11 protein-coding genes and 2 pseudogenes are annotated in these 20,618 nt (G+C 66.8%); 4 read left to right on the top strand and 9 right to left on the bottom strand.

Annotated elements, in window-relative coordinates:
* Position 1: 1 nt before the first annotated feature.
* The 7 genes from QZM72_RS26460 to QZM72_RS26430 all read right to left on the bottom strand — a co-directional run bounded on the left by QZM72_RS26460 (position 2) and on the right by QZM72_RS26430 (position 12,467).
* Positions 2–1,147 carry a DUF2827 domain-containing protein gene (locus tag QZM72_RS26460; RefSeq protein WP_089470490.1) on the bottom strand — a complete coding sequence of 382 codons (1,146 nt, stop codon included), beginning with the start codon at positions 1,145–1,147 and terminating at the stop codon, positions 2–4.
* A gap of 386 nt (positions 1,148–1,533) precedes the next feature.
* Positions 1,534–2,199: an OmpA family protein gene (locus tag QZM72_RS26455; protein ID WP_089470489.1), complete on the bottom strand. Its 666-nt coding sequence runs from the start codon at positions 2,197–2,199 to the stop codon at positions 1,534–1,536.
* A 121-nt stretch (positions 2,200–2,320) separates the two neighbouring features.
* On the bottom strand, positions 2,321–8,791 hold the full coding sequence (locus QZM72_RS26450) for a YadA-like family protein (protein WP_301739624.1): 6,471 nt from the start codon (positions 8,789–8,791) through the stop codon (positions 2,321–2,323).
* 961 nt (positions 8,792–9,752) lie between these two features.
* Positions 9,753–10,655 carry an aminomethyltransferase gene (locus QZM72_RS26445; protein ID WP_089470485.1) on the bottom strand — a complete coding sequence of 301 codons (903 nt, stop codon included), beginning with the start codon at positions 10,653–10,655 and terminating at the stop codon, positions 9,753–9,755.
* A gap of 94 nt (positions 10,656–10,749) precedes the next feature.
* Positions 10,750–10,968, bottom strand: coding sequence for a transcriptional regulator (locus QZM72_RS26440; RefSeq protein WP_301739623.1), 219 nt, complete (start codon positions 10,966–10,968; stop codon positions 10,750–10,752).
* A gap of 235 nt (positions 10,969–11,203) precedes the next feature.
* Positions 11,204–11,854: an NADPH-dependent FMN reductase gene (locus tag QZM72_RS26435; RefSeq protein ID WP_089470483.1), complete on the bottom strand. Its 651-nt coding sequence runs from the start codon at positions 11,852–11,854 to the stop codon at positions 11,204–11,206.
* 307 nt (positions 11,855–12,161) lie between these two features.
* Positions 12,162–12,467, bottom strand: coding sequence for an NIPSNAP family protein (locus tag QZM72_RS26430; RefSeq protein ID WP_124638489.1), 306 nt, complete (start codon positions 12,465–12,467; stop codon positions 12,162–12,164).
* Positions 12,468–12,748: 281 nt separating this feature from the next.
* Between QZM72_RS26430 and QZM72_RS26425 the strand changes: the two are divergent.
* Positions 12,749–12,983 (top strand): annotated as a pseudogene (locus QZM72_RS26425) (N-acetyltransferase); the annotation flags it as partial.
* A 206-nt stretch (positions 12,984–13,189) separates the two neighbouring features.
* On the opposite strand, the gene QZM72_RS26420 reads toward QZM72_RS26425, so the two are convergent.
* Both QZM72_RS26420 and QZM72_RS26415 read right to left on the bottom strand, forming a co-directional pair.
* A complete protein-coding gene (locus tag QZM72_RS26420) occupies positions 13,190–14,548 on the bottom strand; it encodes a DUF3999 domain-containing protein (RefSeq protein ID WP_301739622.1) in 1,359 nt (452 codons plus the stop codon).
* Entirely contained in the window at positions 14,545–17,922 is a 3,378-nt protein-coding gene (locus tag QZM72_RS26415; RefSeq protein WP_301739621.1) for a DUF2339 domain-containing protein, read from the bottom strand. Before QZM72_RS26415 ends, QZM72_RS26420 begins: the two co-directional genes overlap by 4 nt.
* Here QZM72_RS26415 and QZM72_RS26410 point away from each other — a divergent pair.
* The 3 genes and pseudogenes from QZM72_RS26410 (at position 17,810) to choW (ending at position 20,588) form a co-directional block, all read left to right on the top strand.
* Positions 17,810–18,442, top strand: a complete 633-nt coding sequence (locus QZM72_RS26410; RefSeq protein ID WP_256979775.1) for a hypothetical protein — start codon at positions 17,810–17,812, stop codon at positions 18,440–18,442. The genes QZM72_RS26415 and QZM72_RS26410 overlap by 113 nt on opposite strands.
* Positions 18,408–19,699: pseudogene (locus QZM72_RS26405) on the top strand (glycine betaine/L-proline ABC transporter ATP-binding protein); the annotation flags it as partial. The gene QZM72_RS26410 and the pseudogene QZM72_RS26405, both read left to right, overlap by 35 nt.
* Complete coding sequence (choW, locus tag QZM72_RS26400; RefSeq protein WP_089470479.1) at positions 19,692–20,588, top strand: choline ABC transporter permease subunit; 897 nt, start codon at positions 19,692–19,694, stop codon at positions 20,586–20,588. The pseudogene QZM72_RS26405 and the gene choW, both read left to right, overlap by 8 nt.
* Positions 20,589–20,618 lie beyond the last annotated feature (30 nt).

The following is a 20,618-nucleotide window of genomic DNA, read 5'->3' as shown; positions in this document are numbered from 1 at the left end:
TTCAGGCGACCAGACGCGAGACGAACGCGTCGAGGTTCGCGGGGTTGTCGATCGAGACCGAGTGCAGCAGCCGGCCGGCCTTCGCGCGGTAGTCGTCGAGGCGTTCGTCGTGATGCAGCCACGCGTCGAGCAGCGCGCGGCCGCCCGCGGCCGAGTCGAAGTCCGGATAGTAATAGCCGGCGTCGCCGATCAGCGTCGAGTTGTGGATCAGCGGATAGCCGCCGTACAGCACGTCGTAATACAGATAGTTCTGCCCGTTTTCCCAGTGGTGCGACACGACCGCATCCGCGTGGCGCGCCATGAAACCCGGCAGGTCGACGCGCGGTTCGAAGGTCGCCTTGTGCTGGCGCACCAGATCGAGGCTGTTCGCGAAGTGCACGAAGGTCGGATGTTCCTTCATGTGCATCGAGTTGACGACGAACATGTGCTGCACCGCGTCAGGCCGCGCGCGGTAGAACGCGTCGCACGCGAGCATCGGGTAGTGACAGGACTTCGCGACCGAGATGTTCGGCTCGAGCATCGCGAGCTTCCACGGCCGCTGGCCGGGCCGATAGCCGAACGTCGCGCCTTCGTCGGCGAGCGCGGCCACGCGGCGCTCGAGGAAGTACGGCGACCAGATGTGCGGCATCAGATGGACGGGCGCACGCAGGATCGTCCGCAGCATCGGCGCGGCGGTCTTGTCGTATTGCGGCAGCAGCCACACTTCGTCGAACGGTGCGCCGTTGAACACGTGCCCCGACGGTTTCCCGAAGATCGGCGTTTCGCCCAGCCCTGCATACACGTGCCCGCAGAAGAACGCGGCGGTTTTCTTGCCGAGCGCCTTCATGTGCCGGAGCCATTCGACCGGCAACTGCGCGCCCATTTCGATCACGACGTCGAGTTCGTGCGTGACGTCGGCGGGCTTCACGAGCGGGATGTCGAGGCCGTCGAGCTCGAGGCCGGCCGGCAGCGCGTGGGCGTCGCCGCCGTTCAGGAAATAGACGGGGCCGACGCGATCCGAGCGCTTGAGCATCATCGCGAGGAACGCGATGTTCTGGTGAATGCCGTTTTCCCAGATCGCCTGGCCGTCGCGCGCAAACAGCGAGATGCCGACCGCCGGCCGTTGCTTGCGGGTGCCGCCCGCGGCGGCTTCATTGATTTCCGTCACCGGTTGCTTCCTCTGCGGCGTCGTGCGTCCGGCATCGCGTCGAGCGTCTGGCCGGCAGCGGCGCGCCGTGGATTGTCATGGTTGGATTCGCGCCGGTGCGCCGCGGTGCGCGAATCGGGCGACGAGATTCGCGAAGGCGGCAGCCCGGATTCCGGCGTGTCGTCGGGCACGCCTGGCACGGCGCGCGTCGGGCAGGCTGCCCCGGCGACTATGTGCGGCGATTGTGGCATGGAAACCGCTGGTTTTGGCGGCGCGTGACGAACTTTGACATAGCCGGCGGCCCACGGGAGCGGGCGCCGGCGAAGCGGCGCCCCGGGGCGGCGAAATTCCGGCGCGACGCGTGCGGCCTGCCGGATCGCGCGGCCGCATGAGCGGCCGCAGGCCGCTCAATGCTGCAGCCGGATTTCGACGCGACGGTTGCTGGCGCGGCCTTCCGGCGTCGCGTTGGAGGCGACCGGATCGGCCTTGCCGCGGCCCGAGACCGTGATCGAATCGGTCTTCAGCCCATGCGCCTTCAGATAGGCGGCGACCGATTCGGCGCGGCGCTTCGACAGGGCGAGATTGTAGTCGTCGCTGCCCACCGAGTCGGTGAAGCCGGTGACCGTCACCAGCGAGTACGTGCGGTCGGCGCGCTCGCTCAGCAGCCGGTCCAGCGATTCGCGCGCGGTCGGCGCGAGCGTCGCGTGATCGGTCGCGAACAGCGCGTCGCCCGACAGGTTCACGCGTTCGACGACGGCGGTGGATGCGGGTGTGGCGGCCGAGGCCGCCTCGGCCGGCGCGGCGCCGCACTGGAAGACCAGCGTGGCCGGATCGGATGTGTCGCGCAGCGCGCGGGCCGAGTCGACGGCGCGCACGGGCTCGTCGCCGCAGATCTTGCGAGCAGCCTTCATGCAGGTCTGCGGGCCCGACAGCAGACCGTGGCAGTCCACCTGGAAGGTGCGCACGCCGTCGCGCGGCTGCAGTTCGGAGGCGCTGAAGGTCGGGCCGGATGCGGTCGAGCACGCGGCGAGGGCCGTTGCGGAAAGCGCGAGCGCAAGAGCGAGTTTGTTCACGGTGACGTCCTTAAAACTTGGGTTGAGCGAAACCCGCCACGCGCGGCGCAGCGGGCTCGTCCTGCCGTCGGAGCCGCGGGCCGTCCGGCTGGCGAGCCGGACGGCCGGGCGGCGCGACGCGTTACTTCCACTGGTACAGCATGCCGGCGCCGATCACCTTCTGACCGCCGCTGAAGCCGCCGTTGATCGACGCCTTTAGGTTCTCCGTGATGCGCGCCTGCATGTTGACCGCCATCGCCTTCTGGCCGAGGAAGGTCGACGTGCCCACGCCCATCCCGAAGTTGGCGTCGCGATCGAGCTGCGGGATCGACGCCATCGCGCCGACGGCCGCGATCCCCTGCTTCGCCATCTGGTCGGTCTGCTGCAGTTGCGAACCCAGCGAGTTGATCTGTGCCTGCTGGCCCGACAGGGCCGTCGACAGCGTCGTCTGCACCTGCGTCAACTGGTTCACGTTCACCGCGTCGGTGCCCTGCGTACCCGGCGCGACGTTCGTGATCTGGCGCTGCTGCGTGTCGCTGCCGACCGATACCACGTTCGAGCGGCCACCGTCCGTCGAATTCGCGCCGATCGCCACCGAGTTCGAGCCGGCGGTGACGGTCGGGTGATCGTTGCCGGTGCCGTTCATGTCGGCCGCCACGCCGTTGTTGTTCACCGCGCGCGCCGTGTTGTTGTTGATCGTCGTCGACAGCTGGTTCAACTGGTTGTTGATGCTCGTCACGCCGGTCGACAGCGACGCCACGTTGCTGTTCGTCGTGCTCAGGCCGGTGGACAGCGAACCGATGCTCGTCGAGGTCGACGTCGACAGCGAGTTGACGTTGCTGTTCGTCGTGCTGAGCCCCGTCGACAGCGAGCTGATCGAGGTCGAGGTCGACGTGGACAGTGAGGCGACGTTGCTGTTCGTCGTGCTCAAGCCGGTCGACAGCGAGTTGATACCGGTCGACAGCGACGAGATGTTCGACGCCGTCGACGTCGACAGGCTCGTGATCGCCTGGTTTGTCGCATTGAGCTGGCTGCCGTTGATCGCGTCCGTGCTGGTGGCCGAGATCCGGCCCGCGGCGACGTTCGTGATCTGGCGTTCCTGGCCCGGTGCGCCGACGCTCACCACGCCGACCGGCGAGCTGCCCGCGAAGGGGTACGTGACGCCGCCGATCGTGGCGCTCGACGTGCCGACCGCCGCGGCCGTGACCGAGTTCGCGCCGAGTGCGATCGAGTTCGCGACGTTCGCTTGCGCGTTCGTGCCGAAGGCGAGCGCGTCGGCGGCCGTGGCCTTGGCGGCCGAGCCGTAGGCCTGGGCGCCGGTGGCGCTGGCCGTGGCCTGGTTGCCCAGCGCGATCGTGTTGTCCGCGGTGGCCTGATTCGCGCTGCCGAGGGCAAGCGCACTGGCGCCGGTTGCCGTGTTCTGGTTGCCGAGGGACACCGCGCCGTCGCCGGTCGCCGTGTTGTTCGCCCCCATCGCCACCGCGCCGGTGCCCGTCGCCACGTTCGGATCGCCGATCGCGACCGCGCCGTCGCCGGACGCCGTGTTGCCGGAACCGATCGATACCGCCTTGCCGCCCGTTGCCGATGCACTCTGGCCGATCGCGACCGCGCCTGCCGTCTGCGCGTTCGAACCGTCGCCGACCGCCACGCTGCTGGCGCCCGCCGCGCTGGCGTTCACGCCGGCGGCGAGGGCGTTGGTGCCCGTCGCGCCGTCGTTCGCGTAGTTGGCTTGCTGCGTGCCGTTGTCGTTGACGCTGTAGTAGTGCGTCTTCGCGGCGTTGATCGCGGTCGAGGTGGACGTGGACAGCGATGCCACCGAGCTGTTCGTGCTGCTCAGGCCGGTTGACAGCGAGCCGATGCCGGTCGAGGTCGAGGTCGAGAGGGACGTGATCGAGCTGTTCGCCGAGGACAGGCCGGTCGACGTGGAGGTCGACAGCGACGTTACCGAGCTGTTCGTGCTGCTCAGGCCGGTGGACAGCGAGCTGATGCCGGTCGAGGTCGAGGTCGACAGTGACGTGATCGAGCTGTTGGCCGAGGACAGGCCGGTCGAGGTCGAAGTCGACAGTGACGTGATGGAGCTATTTGCCGACGACAGGCCGGTCGACGTGGAGGTCGACAGCGACGTTACCGAGCTATTGGTCGAGCTGAGGCCCGTCGACAGCGAATTGATGCCGGTCGAAGTCGAGGTCGAGAGCGACGTGATCGAGCTGCTGGCCGAGGACAGACCCGTCGAGGTTGAAGTCGAGAGGGAATCGATCGAGCTGTTAGCGGACGACAAGCCGGTCGACAGCGAATTGATACCGGTCGAGGTCGAGGTCGAGAGCGACGTAATCGAGCTGTTAGCCGACGACAAGCCAGTCGAGGTCGAAGTCGACAGCGACGTGATGGAGCTGTTGGCCGAGGACAGGCCGGTCGAAGTGGAGGTCGACAGCGACGTTACCGTGCTATCGGTGGAGCTAAGGCCGGTCGACAGCGAATTGATACCCGTCGAGGTCGAGGTCGAGAGCGAGGTAATGGAGCTGTTGGCCGACGACAGGCCAGTCGAGGTCGAAGTCGACAGCGACGTGATCGAGCTGTTCGCCGAGGACAGGCCGGTCGAGGTCGAGGTCGACAGGGAGGTTACCGTGCTATTGGTCGAGCTGAGGCCGGTCGACAGCGAATTGATACCGGTCGAGGTCGAAGTCGACAGTGACGTGATGGAGCTGTTCGCGGACGACAGGCCGCTCGACGTGGAAGTCGACAGCGATGTCACCGTGCTATCCGTGGAGCTAAGGCCGGTCGACAGCGAATTGATACCCGTCGAGGTCGAAGTCGAAAGCGAGGTAATCGAGCTGTTCGCGGACGACAGGCCCGTCGAGGTCGAAGTCGAAAGCGACGTGATCGAGCTGTTAGCCGACGACAAGCCAGTCGACGTGGAGGTCGACAGCGACGTTACTGTGCTATCGGTCGAGCTGAGGCCGGTCGACAGCGAACTGATACCGGTCGAAGTCGAAGTCGAGAGCGACGTGATGGAGCTGTTGGCCGACGACAGGCCGGTCGAGGTCGAAGTCGAAAGCGACGTGATCGAGCTGTTGGCCGACGACAAGCCGGTCGACGTGGAGGTCGACAGTGACGTCACCGTGCTATCGGTGGAGCTGAGGCTGGTCGACAGTGAATTGATACCGGTCGAGGTCGAAGTCGAAAGCGAGGTAATCGAGCTGTTCGCAGACGACAGGCCCGTCGAGGTCGAAGTCGAAAGCGACGTGATCGAGCTGTTAGCCGACGACAAGCCAGTCGACGTGGAAGTCGACAACGACGTCACCGAGCTATTGGTCGAGCTGAGGCCGGTCGACAGCGAATTGATGCCCGTCGAGGTCGAAGTCGAGAGCGACGTGATGGAGCTGTTGGCCGACGACAGGCCGGTCGAGGTCGACGTGGACAGGGATGTGATCGAGCTGTTAGCTGACGAAAGACCGGTGGACGTGGAAGTCGACAACGACGTCACCGAGCTATTGGTCGAGCTGAGGCCGGTCGACAGCGAATTGATGCCCGTCGAGGTCGAAGTCGACAGTGAGGAGATCGAGCTGTTAGCCGACGAAAGACCTGTGGAAGTCGATGTCGAGAGCGAAGTGATCGAGCTGTTGGCCGACGACAAGCCAGTCGACGTGGAGGTCGACAGTGACGTTACCGCGCTATTGGTCGAGCTGAGGCCGGTCGACAGTGAATTGATACCCGTCGAAGTCGAAGTCGACAGCGAGGTGATCGCGCTATTCGCCGACGACAGGCCCGTCGAAGTCGACGTCGACAGCGACGAAATGGCGCTGGTCGCGGTGCCGACTTGTTGGGCGACGGAATAAAGCTGGCTGCCGTTGATCGCGTCGGTACTGGTCGCGGTTACTTGTCCGGCAGCGACGTTGGTGATCTGCCGTTCCTTGTTGAGATCGCCGACGCTGACGGTGCCGACCGGCGTGGCGCCGGCGAATCCGCCGAACGTCACGCCGTTGACGGTCGCGCTGCTCGTCGGGGTGGCCGCGGCGGTCACCGAGTTCGCGCCGAGCGCGATGGAGTTGTTCGTGCCGGCGACCGCGCCGGTGCCGATGGCGACGGCGTCGGTGCCCGTCGCGGTGCTGTCGGCGCCGGTCGAGTTCGCGTGGAAGTACTTGATGCCCTGGCCGTTGATGTTGTTGATCGCCGAGCCCACGCTGTTGGCCGTCGATGTCGTGCCGTTCGCGTTGTACGTGGTGTACGCGGGAGCCGAGACCTTGCCCGTCGTCGGGTCGTACGTCGAACCACCGCCAAGTGCTGACGCGGTGCTGCTACCCAGGTTGTCTGTCTTCGTCGAGACCGTGCTGAGGCCAGTCGACAGCGAGTTGATGCCGGTCGAAGTCGAGGTGGACAGCGAAGTGATCGAGCTGTTAGCCGACGAGAGACCCGTCGACGTGGACGACGACAGCGACGTGACGGAGCTATTCGCCGAGCTGAGGCCGGTCGACAGCGAATTGATACCCGTCGAGGTCGAAGTCGAGAGCGACGTGATGGAGCTGTTGGCCGACGACAGGCCCGTCGACGTGGACGACGACAGCGACGTGACGGAGCTGTTTGCCGAGCTGAGGCCGGTGGACAGCGAGTTGATACCGGTCGAAGTCGAGGTCGACAGCGAAGTGATCGAGCTGTTAGCCGACGAGAGACCCGTCGACGTGGACGACGACAGCGACGTGACGGAGCTATTCGCCGAGCTGAGGCCGGTGGACAGCGAGTTGATACCGGTCGAAGTCGAGGTCGACAGCGAAGTGATCGAGCTGTTAGCCGACGAGAGACCCGTCGACGTGGACGACGACAGCGACGTGACGGAACTATTAGCCGAGCTGAGGCCAGTGGACAGTGAGTTGATGCCAGTCGAAGTCGAGGTCGACAGGGAGCCGATCGAGCTGTTAGTCGACGACAGGCCCGTCGACGTGGAGGACGAAAGCGACGTGACCGAGCTGTTCGCCGAGCTGAGGCCAGTGGACAGCGAGTTGATGCCGGTCGAAGTCGAGGTCGACAGGGAGCCGATCGAGCTATTCGCTGACGACAGACCCGTCGACGTGGAAGACGAAAGCGACGTAACCGAACTATTAGCCGAACTGAGACCAGTAGACAGCGAATTGATGCCGGTCGAGGTCGACGTCGACAGCGACGAAATCGAGCTACTGGCCGACGAAAGGCCCGTCGACGCCGACGTCGACAGGCTGCCGATCGCGCTCGTGGTCGTGCTCATGCCGGTGCTGAGCTGCGCGACGGTGACGGCGTCTTGCGGCGCGGAGCCGTCGGCGACATTCGTGATGCGGCGCAGTGCGCTCGAGCTACCGACCGACACTTCCGACAGCGGTGCGGCGCTGCCCGTCAGATAACCCGTGCCGGTCGGCTCAACCGTACCGGTGACGCTTCCCGCGCCGAGCGCGACGCTGGAGGCATACTTCGCGTTGCTGCCCGCGCCGAGCGCCAGCGCACCGGTACCCGTTGCCGTTGAACTCGTGCCGAACGTCGTTGCATTCGTGCCACTGGCCGTCGAGCCGACGCCCACGACTTGCGCGCCCGTCCCGGTGGCGAGCGTGCCATTGTTGCCGATGGAGATCGAGTTCGTGCCGTTGGCGGTGGTTTGGGCGCCGATCGCCGTCGAGTCCAGCCCCGTGGCCGCCGCGCTGGTGCCGAATGCCAGCGAATCGCCGGACCCCGACGGCGACGTCGCGGTTGCACCGTTCCCGATTGCGATCGTGCTGCCCGAAACAGCGGTGCCCGCGTTCGCGCTGCTGCCGATTGCGATGCCGCCGCCCGTGCCCGAATTCGACCCGGCGGTCGCCGATTGACCCAGCGCGACCGACGAGGCGCCGCTTGCCGTCGCACCATCGCCTTGCGCGATGCCGTACGCACTACTGACGGTTGCGCCGCGACCAACTGCGATGCCCGACGTGGCGGCCGACGCGACGGACGATTGACCGCCGATCGCGATGCCGTTCGACGCGGCCGACTGCGCGCCCTTCGTTGCGTTGCTGCCGATGGCGACTGCACCCGCGCCCGATGCGATGGTCGAGTTTGCCTGCGACAGCGGCGTCGTTCCGTTGCCGCCTGCGCCGCCGATCGCGACGGCGTTCTGCGCGTTCGCCGTCGAGCCAAAGCCGAGTGCGGTCGCGCCGGCGCCGCTGGCGGTGGTTTCGAGGCCGGCCGCGACGCCCCAGAGGCCAGCCGAGCTGAGGAAGCCCATCGCGGTGCCGCCCTTGCCGGTGACTTGCGAGTAGGTGCCGTAGGCCGTCGCCGCGAGATTGCCGTTGCCGGATGCGTTACAGCCGGTCACGGTCGACCACGTGCCCGAACCATCGGTCGGATACGCATTGGTGTCGCCCATCGTCGTGCGGCCGGCGGCCGTACTGCCGCTGCTGGAGGTACAGCTCGATACCGTGAACTGCCCGAATCCGTTCACCGTTCCAGGTATGTAGGTCGACGCGCTTGCAAGCGACGGCAGGCTGATCGCCAGCGCCGCGACTGCCGCGACCACGACGGCCGACTTGTTCGGCTTGCCCCGTGCCGAATCGATTTCCGATGCCGCGACCCAGGCGCCAAGCGCTTCGTTCCAGATCGAGCGGTATGTGCGGTTCATGTCCTACTACCTCCAAATGTGCACGCCACACACCGGTCTCTTTTGTTAGAGGATTGGTCCGTGCGTTCGCGCGAATCTCAAAATTGATGGGCGGAGTTTATTGGAGGTGGATTTTGGAGATTGACAAACAGTGATAAATGAAGTGTTTTAAAAGTTAAAGAATGGTTAATGCATCGAGTGTTGATGTGCTTGATGAAAGCTAATGAGCAAAATGTAAGAATGTGTCGGGAAGCATCGGTGTTCTGCTGGGAGTTGTGAGAATTTATATTAAAAATCAACGTGTTACGTTGTATGTGTGCGATAGATAACACAACTGGTAGGCATAAAAGTAAGACGAATGAGCCCGCAAACGTTTGCGCGATATCTCATCCTTTCATTTTTGTAATGTTTGAAGCTGGTTCAACATATAGTGTTTTTGATATTTTATTAACTTGTTAATTGTTTGTGTTTGAATTGAATTTATATTTATATTTACTGGTTATCTGATAATTGGATTTGTCTGATGTCGAGCACATTGGTTTGTGCTGATTCGCGCATCTCGCGCGGCGCAGGGGCCCGAGCGGCGGGCGTGGCGGGCTGCCCGGCCCGAGAAAGTTGTAAAAAAATGCTACAGGCGTGACGAATGAAACAACTCGCCTCAATTTATCGGTTTTGCCCTATCGACGATCGCGTTGATGTCGGCGTCGAGGCGGAATCGGCGCGCATGCCGGGAGTCGAGGGAGCGCGCACGCGGCGGGTATTTCGCGGGGTGTCGACAGGCCGTCGAAGACCGCCAGCGGCGCCGGGTCGGAAGGGCCAGAAACGTGAGATCCGAGGGCGGCAATTTGTCCGCCATGCCGCTGGCGCTCGACGTGTCGAGGAAACAGAGGGAGGAATCGAATGTATCGGGCGCGCCACACCCGATCGACGGGCGGGGGCCGAACCGGGCGCTTGCTGCATGACCCGCGGCAAGCGCCCGACTTCACTTCTTCAGAAACCGCAGCGCGAGCCGCGCCATTCGCGGCACGAACATCGGGCGCAGCAGGCGCTTGTCGTAACCGGCCATCCGCCGGTCATTCTCCACGAGACACAGCTCGATCAGTTCGCGCGGGTTCAGCGCATCGCCGATGTCGGCGGTGCCGGTCGCCGGAAAGTTCGCGTCACGCGCGGCGCCGTCGGCATCGATGCCGCGCGCGATGTTCATGCGGTCGCGAATCAGTTGCACCCACACGGCCGCGACGCGTGCAAAGAACCACGGCCGGCGCCACCACGGCATCGTGCGCCAGTACCATGCGTACCAGTTCACGAAGAACAGGATGTGGCGGCCTTCTTCCTGGATCACGGGCTCGAAGGTCTCGACGAGCTCGGGCGGGAAATAACCGGAGCGCTGCGCGGAGCGGAACAGGCCGAATGCGAAAAAGCTGTCGATGCATTCGCTGAAGCCCGTCATCATCCACGACCACTCGGGATCGGTCGGTGCCGGGTAGGCCGGCTCGGGCGCGAGCCGGATGCCGTAAGCCTCGACGAGTTTCGACAGCACGACCTTGTGGCGGGCTTCCTCGCCGCCGTCCATCTCGAGCGCGCGGCGCAGCAGTGGATCGTCGACCGTCGCGGCGTAGGTCGCCACGCGAATCGACGCGCGGCCTTCGGTTTGCACCGCGATGTCCCAGATCGGCAGCGACGTGAGCCGCCTGAGTTCGGCCGGCTGGAGCGCCGGCCAGTCGATTACCGCCGGCTTGTACGGATTGTGTGTGTCGAGCAGCATCCGACAGAACATCTGCTTGTGCGCATCGGATCCGATCCGGACCGGGCCTTGCCTCTCGAAGGTCCAGTTGCGCATCGCGTGATCTGCGGCTGCATGCTCTTCCTGCAGCGTGTCGGTCATGGCTATTGTTATGCGATTACGGATCGAAAGATTCTGGCACAGCTTCCGTCATCGCGTATTTTCGGGGGCCATGTGCACGCGGGCCTCGCGCGGGTCACGCGTTCGTGTCGACCCAGAGGCGGCCCCAGCGCGATGCGTACGCGAGGGCGTGCTCTTCCTCGAAGAAGAAATCGATTGCGTCGAACGACACGGAGCGCGGCGACGGCCCGCCGCTCGCGCGTTCGATCGTCAGGTTGGCGGCGAACAACCCGTTCGGCAACCGGGCGGCAACGGGAGCGACTTCATAGCCCTTGTAGCGGATCGTACGGTTCATGGCGTGCGCGTAAAAAGTTCGGACTTTCAGCGTACGAAAACCGGCCGGCCGCGTGAACCAATCTTTCGGCCAATGCAAATCATGCGGCTGGCTGAATCGTTATCGGGGCGGTACGCGGGAACGATGTGTTCGAGAGGCGGGACGGACGCGCCCGGCGCATCGCCGGGCGTCGGAAGACGCGCCGCGCACCTGCGTCGAATCGTGTCAACCGAAGGGGCGCGGCGGAATGCGGAGGTTACCGGTTGGCGACCTTCAGCACGGGCGCGAGCGCATCGACCGATGCCGCATGCGAGGCCGCACGATGCGACGCGAACGCGAGTGCGAATTCGGCGGCTTGCGCGCCGACCGTCTCGAGTTGCGCGACGACCTTCGGATCCGAGCAGCTATCTGCGCTTTCGAAGCGCGTTTCCAGCGTGTTGACGGTTGCGCCGAACGGCGTCGGCCAGCCGCGCAGCGCATGGACGATCGAGCGCAGCGACGTGAGCACGGTGCCGGCCGCCTGCCAGCCGTACGCGGTGACGATCAGGCCGACCGCGCGGCCGTCGAGATACGGGCGCTCGTCCGCACGCAGTTCCTCGAGCGTGTCGAGCGCGTTCTTCACGAGACCGGACACGCCGCCGTGATAACCGGGCGTCGCGATGATGATCGCGTCGGCCTGGCGCACGGCGTCGATCAGTTCGCGCTGCGCGTCGGTCAGCGTTTTGTGTTCGGGCGCGTAGTGCGGCAGCGTATGGAGGAACGGGCCGTCGAACAGGCGTGTGCGCGCGCCGGCGGCTTGCGCGCCGCGCAGTGCGAACGACAGCGCGCGTTCGGTGGACGACGCGGCCCGGGTGGTCCCGCCGATGCCGACGACGAACGGGCGGCGGTGTTGATCGAATGCAGTCAAGGGGCGCTCCTGGGAGTGGCTTGCCCGGCTGAGCACAGGCTTAAAACCAGATGGTAACGACCCCGTCGCCACTCTGAAAACGACTTTTCGTTCTATCGATATGCCGTGCGGCGAGGCAATCGTGTGCGCGGCCCCGCGGATCGATAGCAGAAATGCTTGGTTGGGACGCTGCACCGCGGTCGATAAGATGGGCGCGTCTCCTCCATGATGTCTCTACTGACATGGGTTGGCCCCGCCGCGCGGATGCAGGCGGGGCTTTTTTTCGTCCTCGGCCGGAAAACGGGGCGCGATGCTTGGTGATGCGTTCTTACTCGAACACCGGCCGGAAGAAGCTGCGCTCGTAGCTGACGATGCACCGTGTTTCCTCCGCGTAGCGGAATGCGGCCTGGCAGGCCGGATCGTCCTTCGAGCGTTCGCGGTAGCGCTCGTAGTCGGCGAGGCTCGGGAACGAGAACATCGCGAGCGCGATGTTGTTTGCGCCTTCGGACGGCAGGAAGTAGCCGTGATGCGTGCCGCCGAACTGCTCGACGAGCGGAATCCACATCTTTCCGTAGGTTTCGAATTCGACGAGTTTGTACGGATCGACGACGTAGCGGAGGAAGCAGGTGATCATGGGCGCTCGCGATGCGGTGATGGAGCCGCGAGTCTGGAGCGCGTTGCCCGCCCGTGTCAACGACGGGCGTGCCGGGCGTCGATATCGATGCTTGATGCGTTGCTTGCGCGAGCAACGATCGGTGCTTCGAGGCATTTGCCGCGACGTGCGCACGGCATCGAAGCGCACCGTGCTCGGCACCCGTGTCAGCCACGTCACCGCGGCATTCTTATGACATTTTTTCTTGCGACGGCGACCGGCGTGCTCCTGGACTTCGGGCATCTTCACCACGGAGCATGGCCATATCGATACCCTGGAACGCGATCGCCGAACGCACCCCTGCCGCGCTTCGCGTGCGCCGATCGGGTGATCGTCCGGCGTTTCGATCCGGCAATCGACGGCTATGCGCGACTCACGCCGATGTCGCATCGTGCGTTCGCGCGGCTCGGTGCGATGGGGCTCAACTGCACGTGCGTCGATCAGGACGAGGACGTCACGCGCCGCCGCGCGGAAGCGGGCGAGTGCTATGTCGCCGTGGCGGCCGCGTCAGCACGGCCGCTTCGTGGTCCGATCGCGGCGGGCGGGTTCCGATTCGCGCCGCTGACGCGTCGCGTGGCCTTCACGTAACGACGGGAGCCGACCACTCGACGAATCGGCGCGACCGCGCATGGCGATGGCTCAACGCATGAACGGGCTCGATGGACGTGAACGGCGCGTCAAGCGCACGCAAATGCGTGTGGACGTCAGTCGTCGCGGCCGCGCGTGTCGCCGCCGCCTTTCGCGAGGCGCCACGCGATCGTGCCGAGCACACCGACCGCAACGATCAGCGCGCCCCACAGTACATAGCGGCGTCCGGCGTCCGCATCGGCGGTTGCCGCCGGCGCGAGCGCCGATACCGCCAGCGCCGCGCCGACGCGGGCGGGCCGTACTTCGGGCGCCATGCCGACCAGCAGCGCGTCGCGGCTCACGGCCGACGACATGAGCGATGCGTCGCCCACGCCGAGCGTAAACGGCGGCGTGCCGCGCGCGACGAAGGTCAGCGCGGCCGGATGCCAGCCGATCGCGACGGCCGGCCGGCCGCCGCCGAGCCCGCCGTTGCGCATGTCGACGACGATCCGCCACGCGCGGTCCGTATTCGCCGCGAACCCGAGCGGCGGATTGCGCTGCTCGCCGCCCTTACCCTGCAGCCGGAACAGCACCGCGGCCGCGACGTCGCGCCACGGCGCCTGCGCATCGGCACGGCTTTGCAGCGTCGCGCGCGCGACGGTGTTCGGCTGCGGCAGGTCGATGCGCACGCGGTCGACCGGATACGCGCCGTCGGTGTCGAACAGATACTCGCCCGGCGCAGCGCCAGCGCGAACCTGCACGGCGTCGCGCCACTGGCGCGGCACGGAGGCCGTGTCGGTGCCGCGTGCGTCGCGCGGATGCGTCTCGACGTCGATCGACGCGATCGCCGGCGCCCCGTCGAGCCAGTCCAGCCGCACGTAGCGCGGCGTCGCGCCGTCGAGTGCGATGCGTTCCTGCACCAGCATGTCGTTGCCGCGGCCAACCTTGAGCAACTGCGTGCTGCCGAGCGGCCGCCAGTTGCGCAGGTCGTCGCTGGCTTCGACGGACACGCGCCCCTGGTAGCTGTCGTCGTCCACGTGCACGAGCAGTGCATCGATGCTGCCGTCGGTATGCGACAGGTCGACGAGGTCCGCGCCGTGCCGGGCGGGCGAAGGCGTCGCGACGGCCGCGCGCAGCGCGCCGTCCGGGCCGACCGTCACGCCGAGCGGCGCGTTGCCGTTCTCGGCACGCGCGGGCGGCAGCGGGAACCAGTGCACCGGTGCGCGCGACGGCGGCACGGCGGGCGCGGCCGCGGCCGGCGCGTCGAGCGAGTACGGCACCGGCTCGCCGGCGCCGTTGAAGATGCGCACGTCGCCGAGATCGTCGCGCCGGCTCGCCGCATACACGGGCTGCGGCACGGTGAGCTGGTAATACGCGGCGCTGCCGTCGAGGTCGAGCGCGAAGCGCTGCGTGACGCGCCCCGCGTCCGGCGCGCCGTCGGCCGCCGCGAACGACGCGAGCAGGCTCAGCCCGAGCAGGGCGGCGAGTCGCTTCATGACTGGCCGTCCTGTTGCGCGGCGGCCTTCGGCGGCAGCGGCGAGAAATAGCCGATCAACAGCAGCAGCACGCCGATGCCGATGAACGACACGATGCGCTCGATGCCGGGGACGTGCGACAGGTCGAACAGGAACAGCTTGACGACCGTGAGCGCGAGCAGCGCGGCACCGACGAACCACAGCGGTCGCAACCCGTGGCGCGTGGCCCAGATCGTGATCGCGAGCGCGCAGACCGTCCAGTACACGGACACCGATGCCTGCACGAGCGTCGATTCGGCCATCGCGCCGAGCTCGTACGGCACGCCGGCCCAGTGATGCAGCGTGCGCAGCAGGATCGCGTTCAACCACAGGAAGCCGGTCGCGCCGCCCGCGCCCAGCAGCTCGACGCGATACGCGCCGAACGACCAGCCGAGTCTGCGCGCACGCACGAACCACGACGCGGCGAGCGCATAGACGACCGCGAGCACGAGATCGAGCGGATTGAACAGCGGCACGCGCGCCCAGCTTCCGCCGTCCTGCGTGAAGTTCGCGTAGAAGGTCCACGCCCACATCACGACGATCAGCGGCAGCGACGCGAACGCGCAGAGCCGGGCGATGCCGTCGCGGCGCGTGAGCCACATCCCCGCGAATGCGAACAGGCTCCAGCCGACCATGAACACCTGCTGGATGCCGAACGACGACAGCACGGTGTCGACGTCGTAGCCGAAGTGGAAGCGGTGATGCAGCGTGCGCAGCATCAGCGCGTTGAACCACAGGAACACGGTCGCGATCGCCAGATAGTCGACGACGCGCGGATGCCACGCGATGCCGAGCGTTTTGAGGCGACGCAGCCACGCGGCGAAGGCGACGAATACGAGGCCTTGCGCGATGTCGAGCGGATTGAGCAGCGGCAGCCAGAAGAGCGGCGCTGCATCGCCGTCACTCACCGTGCTGGCGATGCTCCACAGCCACAGCAGCGCGGCGAGCGGCGCGGCCCCCCACACCTGGTAGGCGCGCGGGAACGCCGCGACGGGCCAGCGCAGGCGCGTGCCGGGGCCGGACACGAGCAGGAGCAGCGTGCCGAAGCCGTACGCCCATGCGCTCCAGCTCCATGCGCCTTCCGGGACGAACGCGCGCAGGCGCCAGAAACCTTCGAGCGACAGCAGTCCGCACACGGTCCAGAACGTCAGCGTATGCAGCGGCGCGAGGATGCCCGTCGCAACGGCCGGCGACGCGCCGTTCGCGGCAGCGGCGCCGGCCGTGCCGCGCGACTGGCGCCACAGCAGCGCAAGCCCCGCGCCGACGGCCACCGGCCACGCGAACGCGCCCATGCCCGACAGTGGCGCTTCATGCGCATCGAACGCGCGCAGCGCGAGCAGCGCCAGCACCGGCGTGAGGGCCAGCGCGGGCCACTCGGCGAGCGGCCACGCGAGTCGGCGGCGCGCGCCGTGCGCGAGCCACGCGGTACCGGCCGCGAACAGCGCGGTCGCATCGACGACGAAGCGATCGGCATGCAGATCGACGTGACGGCTCGCGTGGACGAGGATCTCGTGCAGCCCGCCGCTGACCCACCACAGCAGCCCCCACGCGGCGGCCGCGACGCCGATCTCGGGCATCCACGCGTGCCATGCGCGCGCTTCGCCGCGCCCGTGCAGCCACCAGCCGGTGAACACGCCGGCGAGCGCGATCAGCAGCATCGCGATGGTCGGGCCGTTGAGCACGGGCAGCGCGGTCGCGTCGGCCGGACTCAGCAGGCTCGTGAAGAACGCGCCGGCCGCGGCGACCTGCATCAGCAGCCCGAAGCCGAACGCGAGCAGGCGTTTCTGGCGCACGCCGAGCCACACGACGGCCGCGCCTTCGATGGCCCACGCGGCGCTGGTCGTCGGCCCCGAGAACGCGAGCGGCACCGCGAGCGTCGCGAAGATGACCGCGAGCGCGAGCATCGATTCGAACAGCAGCCCGAGGCGGTCGCGGCGCCGCGCGAGCCAGGCGGCGACCGCGACGTAGAACGCCGACAGCGCGACCGCGCTCCACGCGAGCGCGAACGGCATGCCTTTGACGAGCGACGCCTGCAGCGCGGTCGCGACGATCGGCGTGCCGAACACGAGCGTGCCGTCCACGTAGTGTCGCAGCGCGAGTTCGCGTTTCACCGCATACAGCAGCGCGATGCCGACGTACATCAGGAAGAACAGGATCAGGAACGGCTCGGTGCTCGCGAACAGCGCGGGGCGATAGGCCGTCACGCCCCACGCGGAGCCGATCGTGAACGTGAACACGAAGCCGAGCAGGTTCAGCGGGCGCCAGGCCTTGAACCACGCGATCGCGAAGATGCCCGCGTTCAGCAGTGCGTAGTAGCTGAACAGCGCGACGTGGTTGCCCTGGCCGGTCGACAGCAGGATCGGGGCGAGAAAGCCGCCCGCGCTGCCCATGAACGCGAGCGGCAGCGCGTTCTGCCGCACCGCGAGGAAGGCGCTCAGCGCGCAGACGGCGACCATCAGCGGGAACGCGGCGCCGACGGGCAGCAGCGCATACAGCTTGGTCGCGGCGAAGATCGTCAGGTACAGGATGCCGACGCCGCCGCCTTGCAGCACGAGGCCGTATGCGCCGCGGCGCGGCCGCACGCGCCAGCCGATCGCGAGCAGCGCGGCCGCGGCGAGCGCCGTGCCCGCGAGGCGGAATTCGATCGGCAGCATCGCGTTGTCGGCCGCGTACTTGAGCAGGAACGCGACGCCGAAGAACAGCACGATGATCCCGACCCGCACGACCGTGTTGCCGCCGAGCAGCCAGCCACGCGCGGCGCCGAACGCGCGTTCGGCGAGGCCCGGTTCGCGTGGCGCGGGCGGTTGGGGCGGGGCAGGGCGGATCGGGGTGGCGGCGTGGGCGGCGGCGGTGGCGTCAGCGGGCGCCGCAGTGGTGCTCGCTGCGCTTGCCGGCGCGGGTATCGCGGCATGTACCGGGGTCGAAGTGGATGCCGGCGTCGCCGCCCGTGCGGCGACAGGTCGTGGCGCGGGTGTGGCCGGGGCGGGTGTCGGCAGTGGCGCGGAGGCGGCGCCGGCCGAAGCCGTTTGCGCGATGCCCCCGGATGTCGCCGCGCCGGCCTTCGCGCCCGCCAGTTGAGCGCGCAGCGCGTCGAGTTCGCGCGTGAGCGTGTCGACAGTGGCTTCGAGGCGCGCGACGCGATCGGCGAGCGGTAACGGGGCGGGCGGCGGCGTCGCGGAGAGCGCGAACGCGTCGGGCGCGGCGCGCGGGTTCCGCTGCTTGCGTTGCCGCATTGCGTGCCCGATGCAGAACCCGACGGCGGCCCCGAGCAGCGAGCCGCTCCCGGCCGAGAAATCCCCGATCAAGGCAGCGATGCCGCCCACGATGAAGCCGATTACGGCGAATGCCCAGTTCAACGCCTTGCTCCCTCTCACTATCGTTATCGTCCTTCGATCGCGGATCGCACCGGATCGAGGCGGTTTCAGCACGGCCGGCAGGCGAACCGGCATGCGCGCGCCGCGCGGCCAGGCCTTGGTGCGAAAGGCCCGCGGCAACGTCGCGCTCGGCGTGTTTGCGGCGAATGTATCACAGCGTGCGTTGGCCGATTTCCGGGTTCGACGCGGTATCGTGGTATGCGCCGTTCGGTGTCGTCGAACGGTTTTTTGCACGGTCATGCTTTTTACTGGCGAATGCGCACTGCGCTATTCGTCTGACCGGATCGACGCGGGAACGGACGTCGACTTGTCGCAAAACGACGCGTGCCCGATACGGCCTGACGCAAAACCTCATGTGCAATTCGCCGCGCTGCTGCGCACAAGTCCGGCGCGGGATGCCCGTCGTTGCTGGCCGTGCGCGTATTGCGCCGCCGCAATCGCCGCCGCGGCCCGCCGGACGGGGCTGGCGGGCGTGTCGTATTTGCGCAAGCGTTTGTCGTAATTCGTCGGCAGGCCGGGGTTTTTTCTGGCAACTATGTAGGCACGCTATGACAAGCGCGAGTCCCCGCTACACGAGGAGAAGGTTTCGATGGATGCCCCCAAGGTTGTGGTCGAAGGTCTGTGCAAGGTATTTGGAAGTAACCCGCAGCAGGCGCTCGACATGCTCGCCGCCGGCGCGACGAAGGACGATGTGCTCAAGCGCACCGGCCAGGTCGTCGGCGTGCACAACGTCTCCTTCGATGTGCAGGAAGGCGAAATTTTCGTGCTGATGGGCCTGTCCGGCTCCGGCAAGTCCACGCTGATCCGCCTCGTGAACCGGCTGGTCGATCCGAGCGCCGGCAAGGTGCTGATCGACGGGCTCGACGTCGCGTCGGCGCGCCGCTCGGCGCTGACCGCGCTGCGCCGCAAGGACATGAGCATGGTGTTCCAGTCGTTCGCGCTGATGCCGCATCGCACCGTCGTGTCGAATGCCGCGTTCGGGCTCGAAGTCGGGGGCATGGGCAAGAAGGAGCGCGAGCGCCGCGCGATGGAAGTGCTCGAGCAGGTCGGGCTCGCATCGTTTTCGCACAAGCTGCCGTCCGAGCTGTCGGGCGGCATGCAGCAGCGCGTCGGCCTTGCCCGCGCGCTGGCCGTGAACCCGTCGCTGATGATCATGGACGAGGCGTTCTCCGCGCTCGATCCGCTCAAGCGCCGCGAAATGCAGGACGTGCTGCTGCAACTGCAGAAGGAGCAGCGCCGCACGATCATGTTCGTGTCGCACGATCTCGAGGAAGCGCTGCGCATCGGCAACCGCATCGCGATCATGGAAGGCGGCCGCCTCGTGCAGGTCGGCACGCCCCAGGACATCATCGCGAACCCGGCCGACGACTACGTGCGCGCGTTCTTCGACGGCATCGACACCAGCCGCTACCTCACCGCCGGCGACCTGATGCAGACGGGCGCCGTGCCGATCATGTCGAAGTGCGATGCCGCGAACGTCGCGGCTTCGCTGAACGGCAGCGCCGAATACGCGTTCGTGCTCGATGCCGCGCGCAAGATCCGCGGCTTCGTCACGCGCGAGGCGCTCGGTCAGGACACGCCGTCCGTGCGGCCGATCGAAAGCATCCGGCGCGATGCGTCGCTCGAACATGTCGTCGCGCGCGTGGTCGCGAGCCCGAATGCACTGCCCGTCGTCGACGACGACGGCTGCTACTGCGGCTCGGTCGATCGTGCGCTCATCCTGAAGGCCATCACGCGTTCGCGAGGCTCCCATGTCTGAAATGATTCCGCTCGGTACCTGGGTCGACCAGTCCGTTCACTACCTGCTCGACCACGATGCGAAGACGTTCGACACGATCGGTCAAGTAATCGAGGGGCTCGCGGCATTCGTCGAGCATGGCCTGCAGGCGATACCGATGTGGCTGATGATGGCGATCTTCATCGGCATCGGACTGTGGCGGGTGGGCTGGCGCTTCGCGCTGTTCACGACGCTGTCGCTGCTGCTGATCTTCGCGACGGGCTTCTGGGACCAGACGGTCATCACGCTCGGCCTCACGCTGTCGTCGACGATCATCAGCCTCGTGCTCGGCATCCCGCTCGGCATCTGGGCCGCGAAGAGCAAGTGGGTCGCCGCGATCGTGCGCCCGATTCTCGACCTGATGCAGACGATGCCGGCCTTCGTCTACCTGATTCCGGCCGCGATGCTGTTCGGTCTCGGCCGCGTGCCGGGGATCCTGTCGACGGTGATCTTCGCGATGCCGCCCGCGGTGCGTCTCACGAGCCTCGGCATCCGCCACGTGAACCGCGAGATCGTCGAAGCCGGCCAGGCGTTCGGCTGCACGCCGTGGCAACTGCTGTACAAGGTGCAGTTCCCGAACGCGCTGCCGTCGATCATGCAGGGCGTGAACCAGACGATCATGATGGCGCTGTCGATGGTGATCATCGCGTCGATGGTCGGCGCCGGCGGCCTCGGCAACGACGTGCTCGCGAGTATCCAGCGCCTCGACATCGGCCTCGGTTTCGAAAGCGGCCTGTCGGTCGTGCTGCTCGCGATCATTCTCGACCGCATCACCGAGAGCTTCGGCCGCGCGCCGGGCACCGTGAAGGCGCCGCTGTTCTCGGGCCTCAAGCAGCTCTTTCGCGTGAAGGCTTCGCCCGCGCAGGCCTGATCTTCGGCGGCCAGGAGCGCCCTGGCCGCT

Source organism: Burkholderia sp. AU45388 (assembly GCF_030481585.1).
In the GTDB taxonomy this organism is placed as follows: Bacteria; Pseudomonadota; Gammaproteobacteria; order Burkholderiales; family Burkholderiaceae; genus Burkholderia; species Burkholderia sola.
Note: the sequence above shows the minus strand (reverse complement) of the source record. Positions and strands in the feature narration are given on the sequence as shown.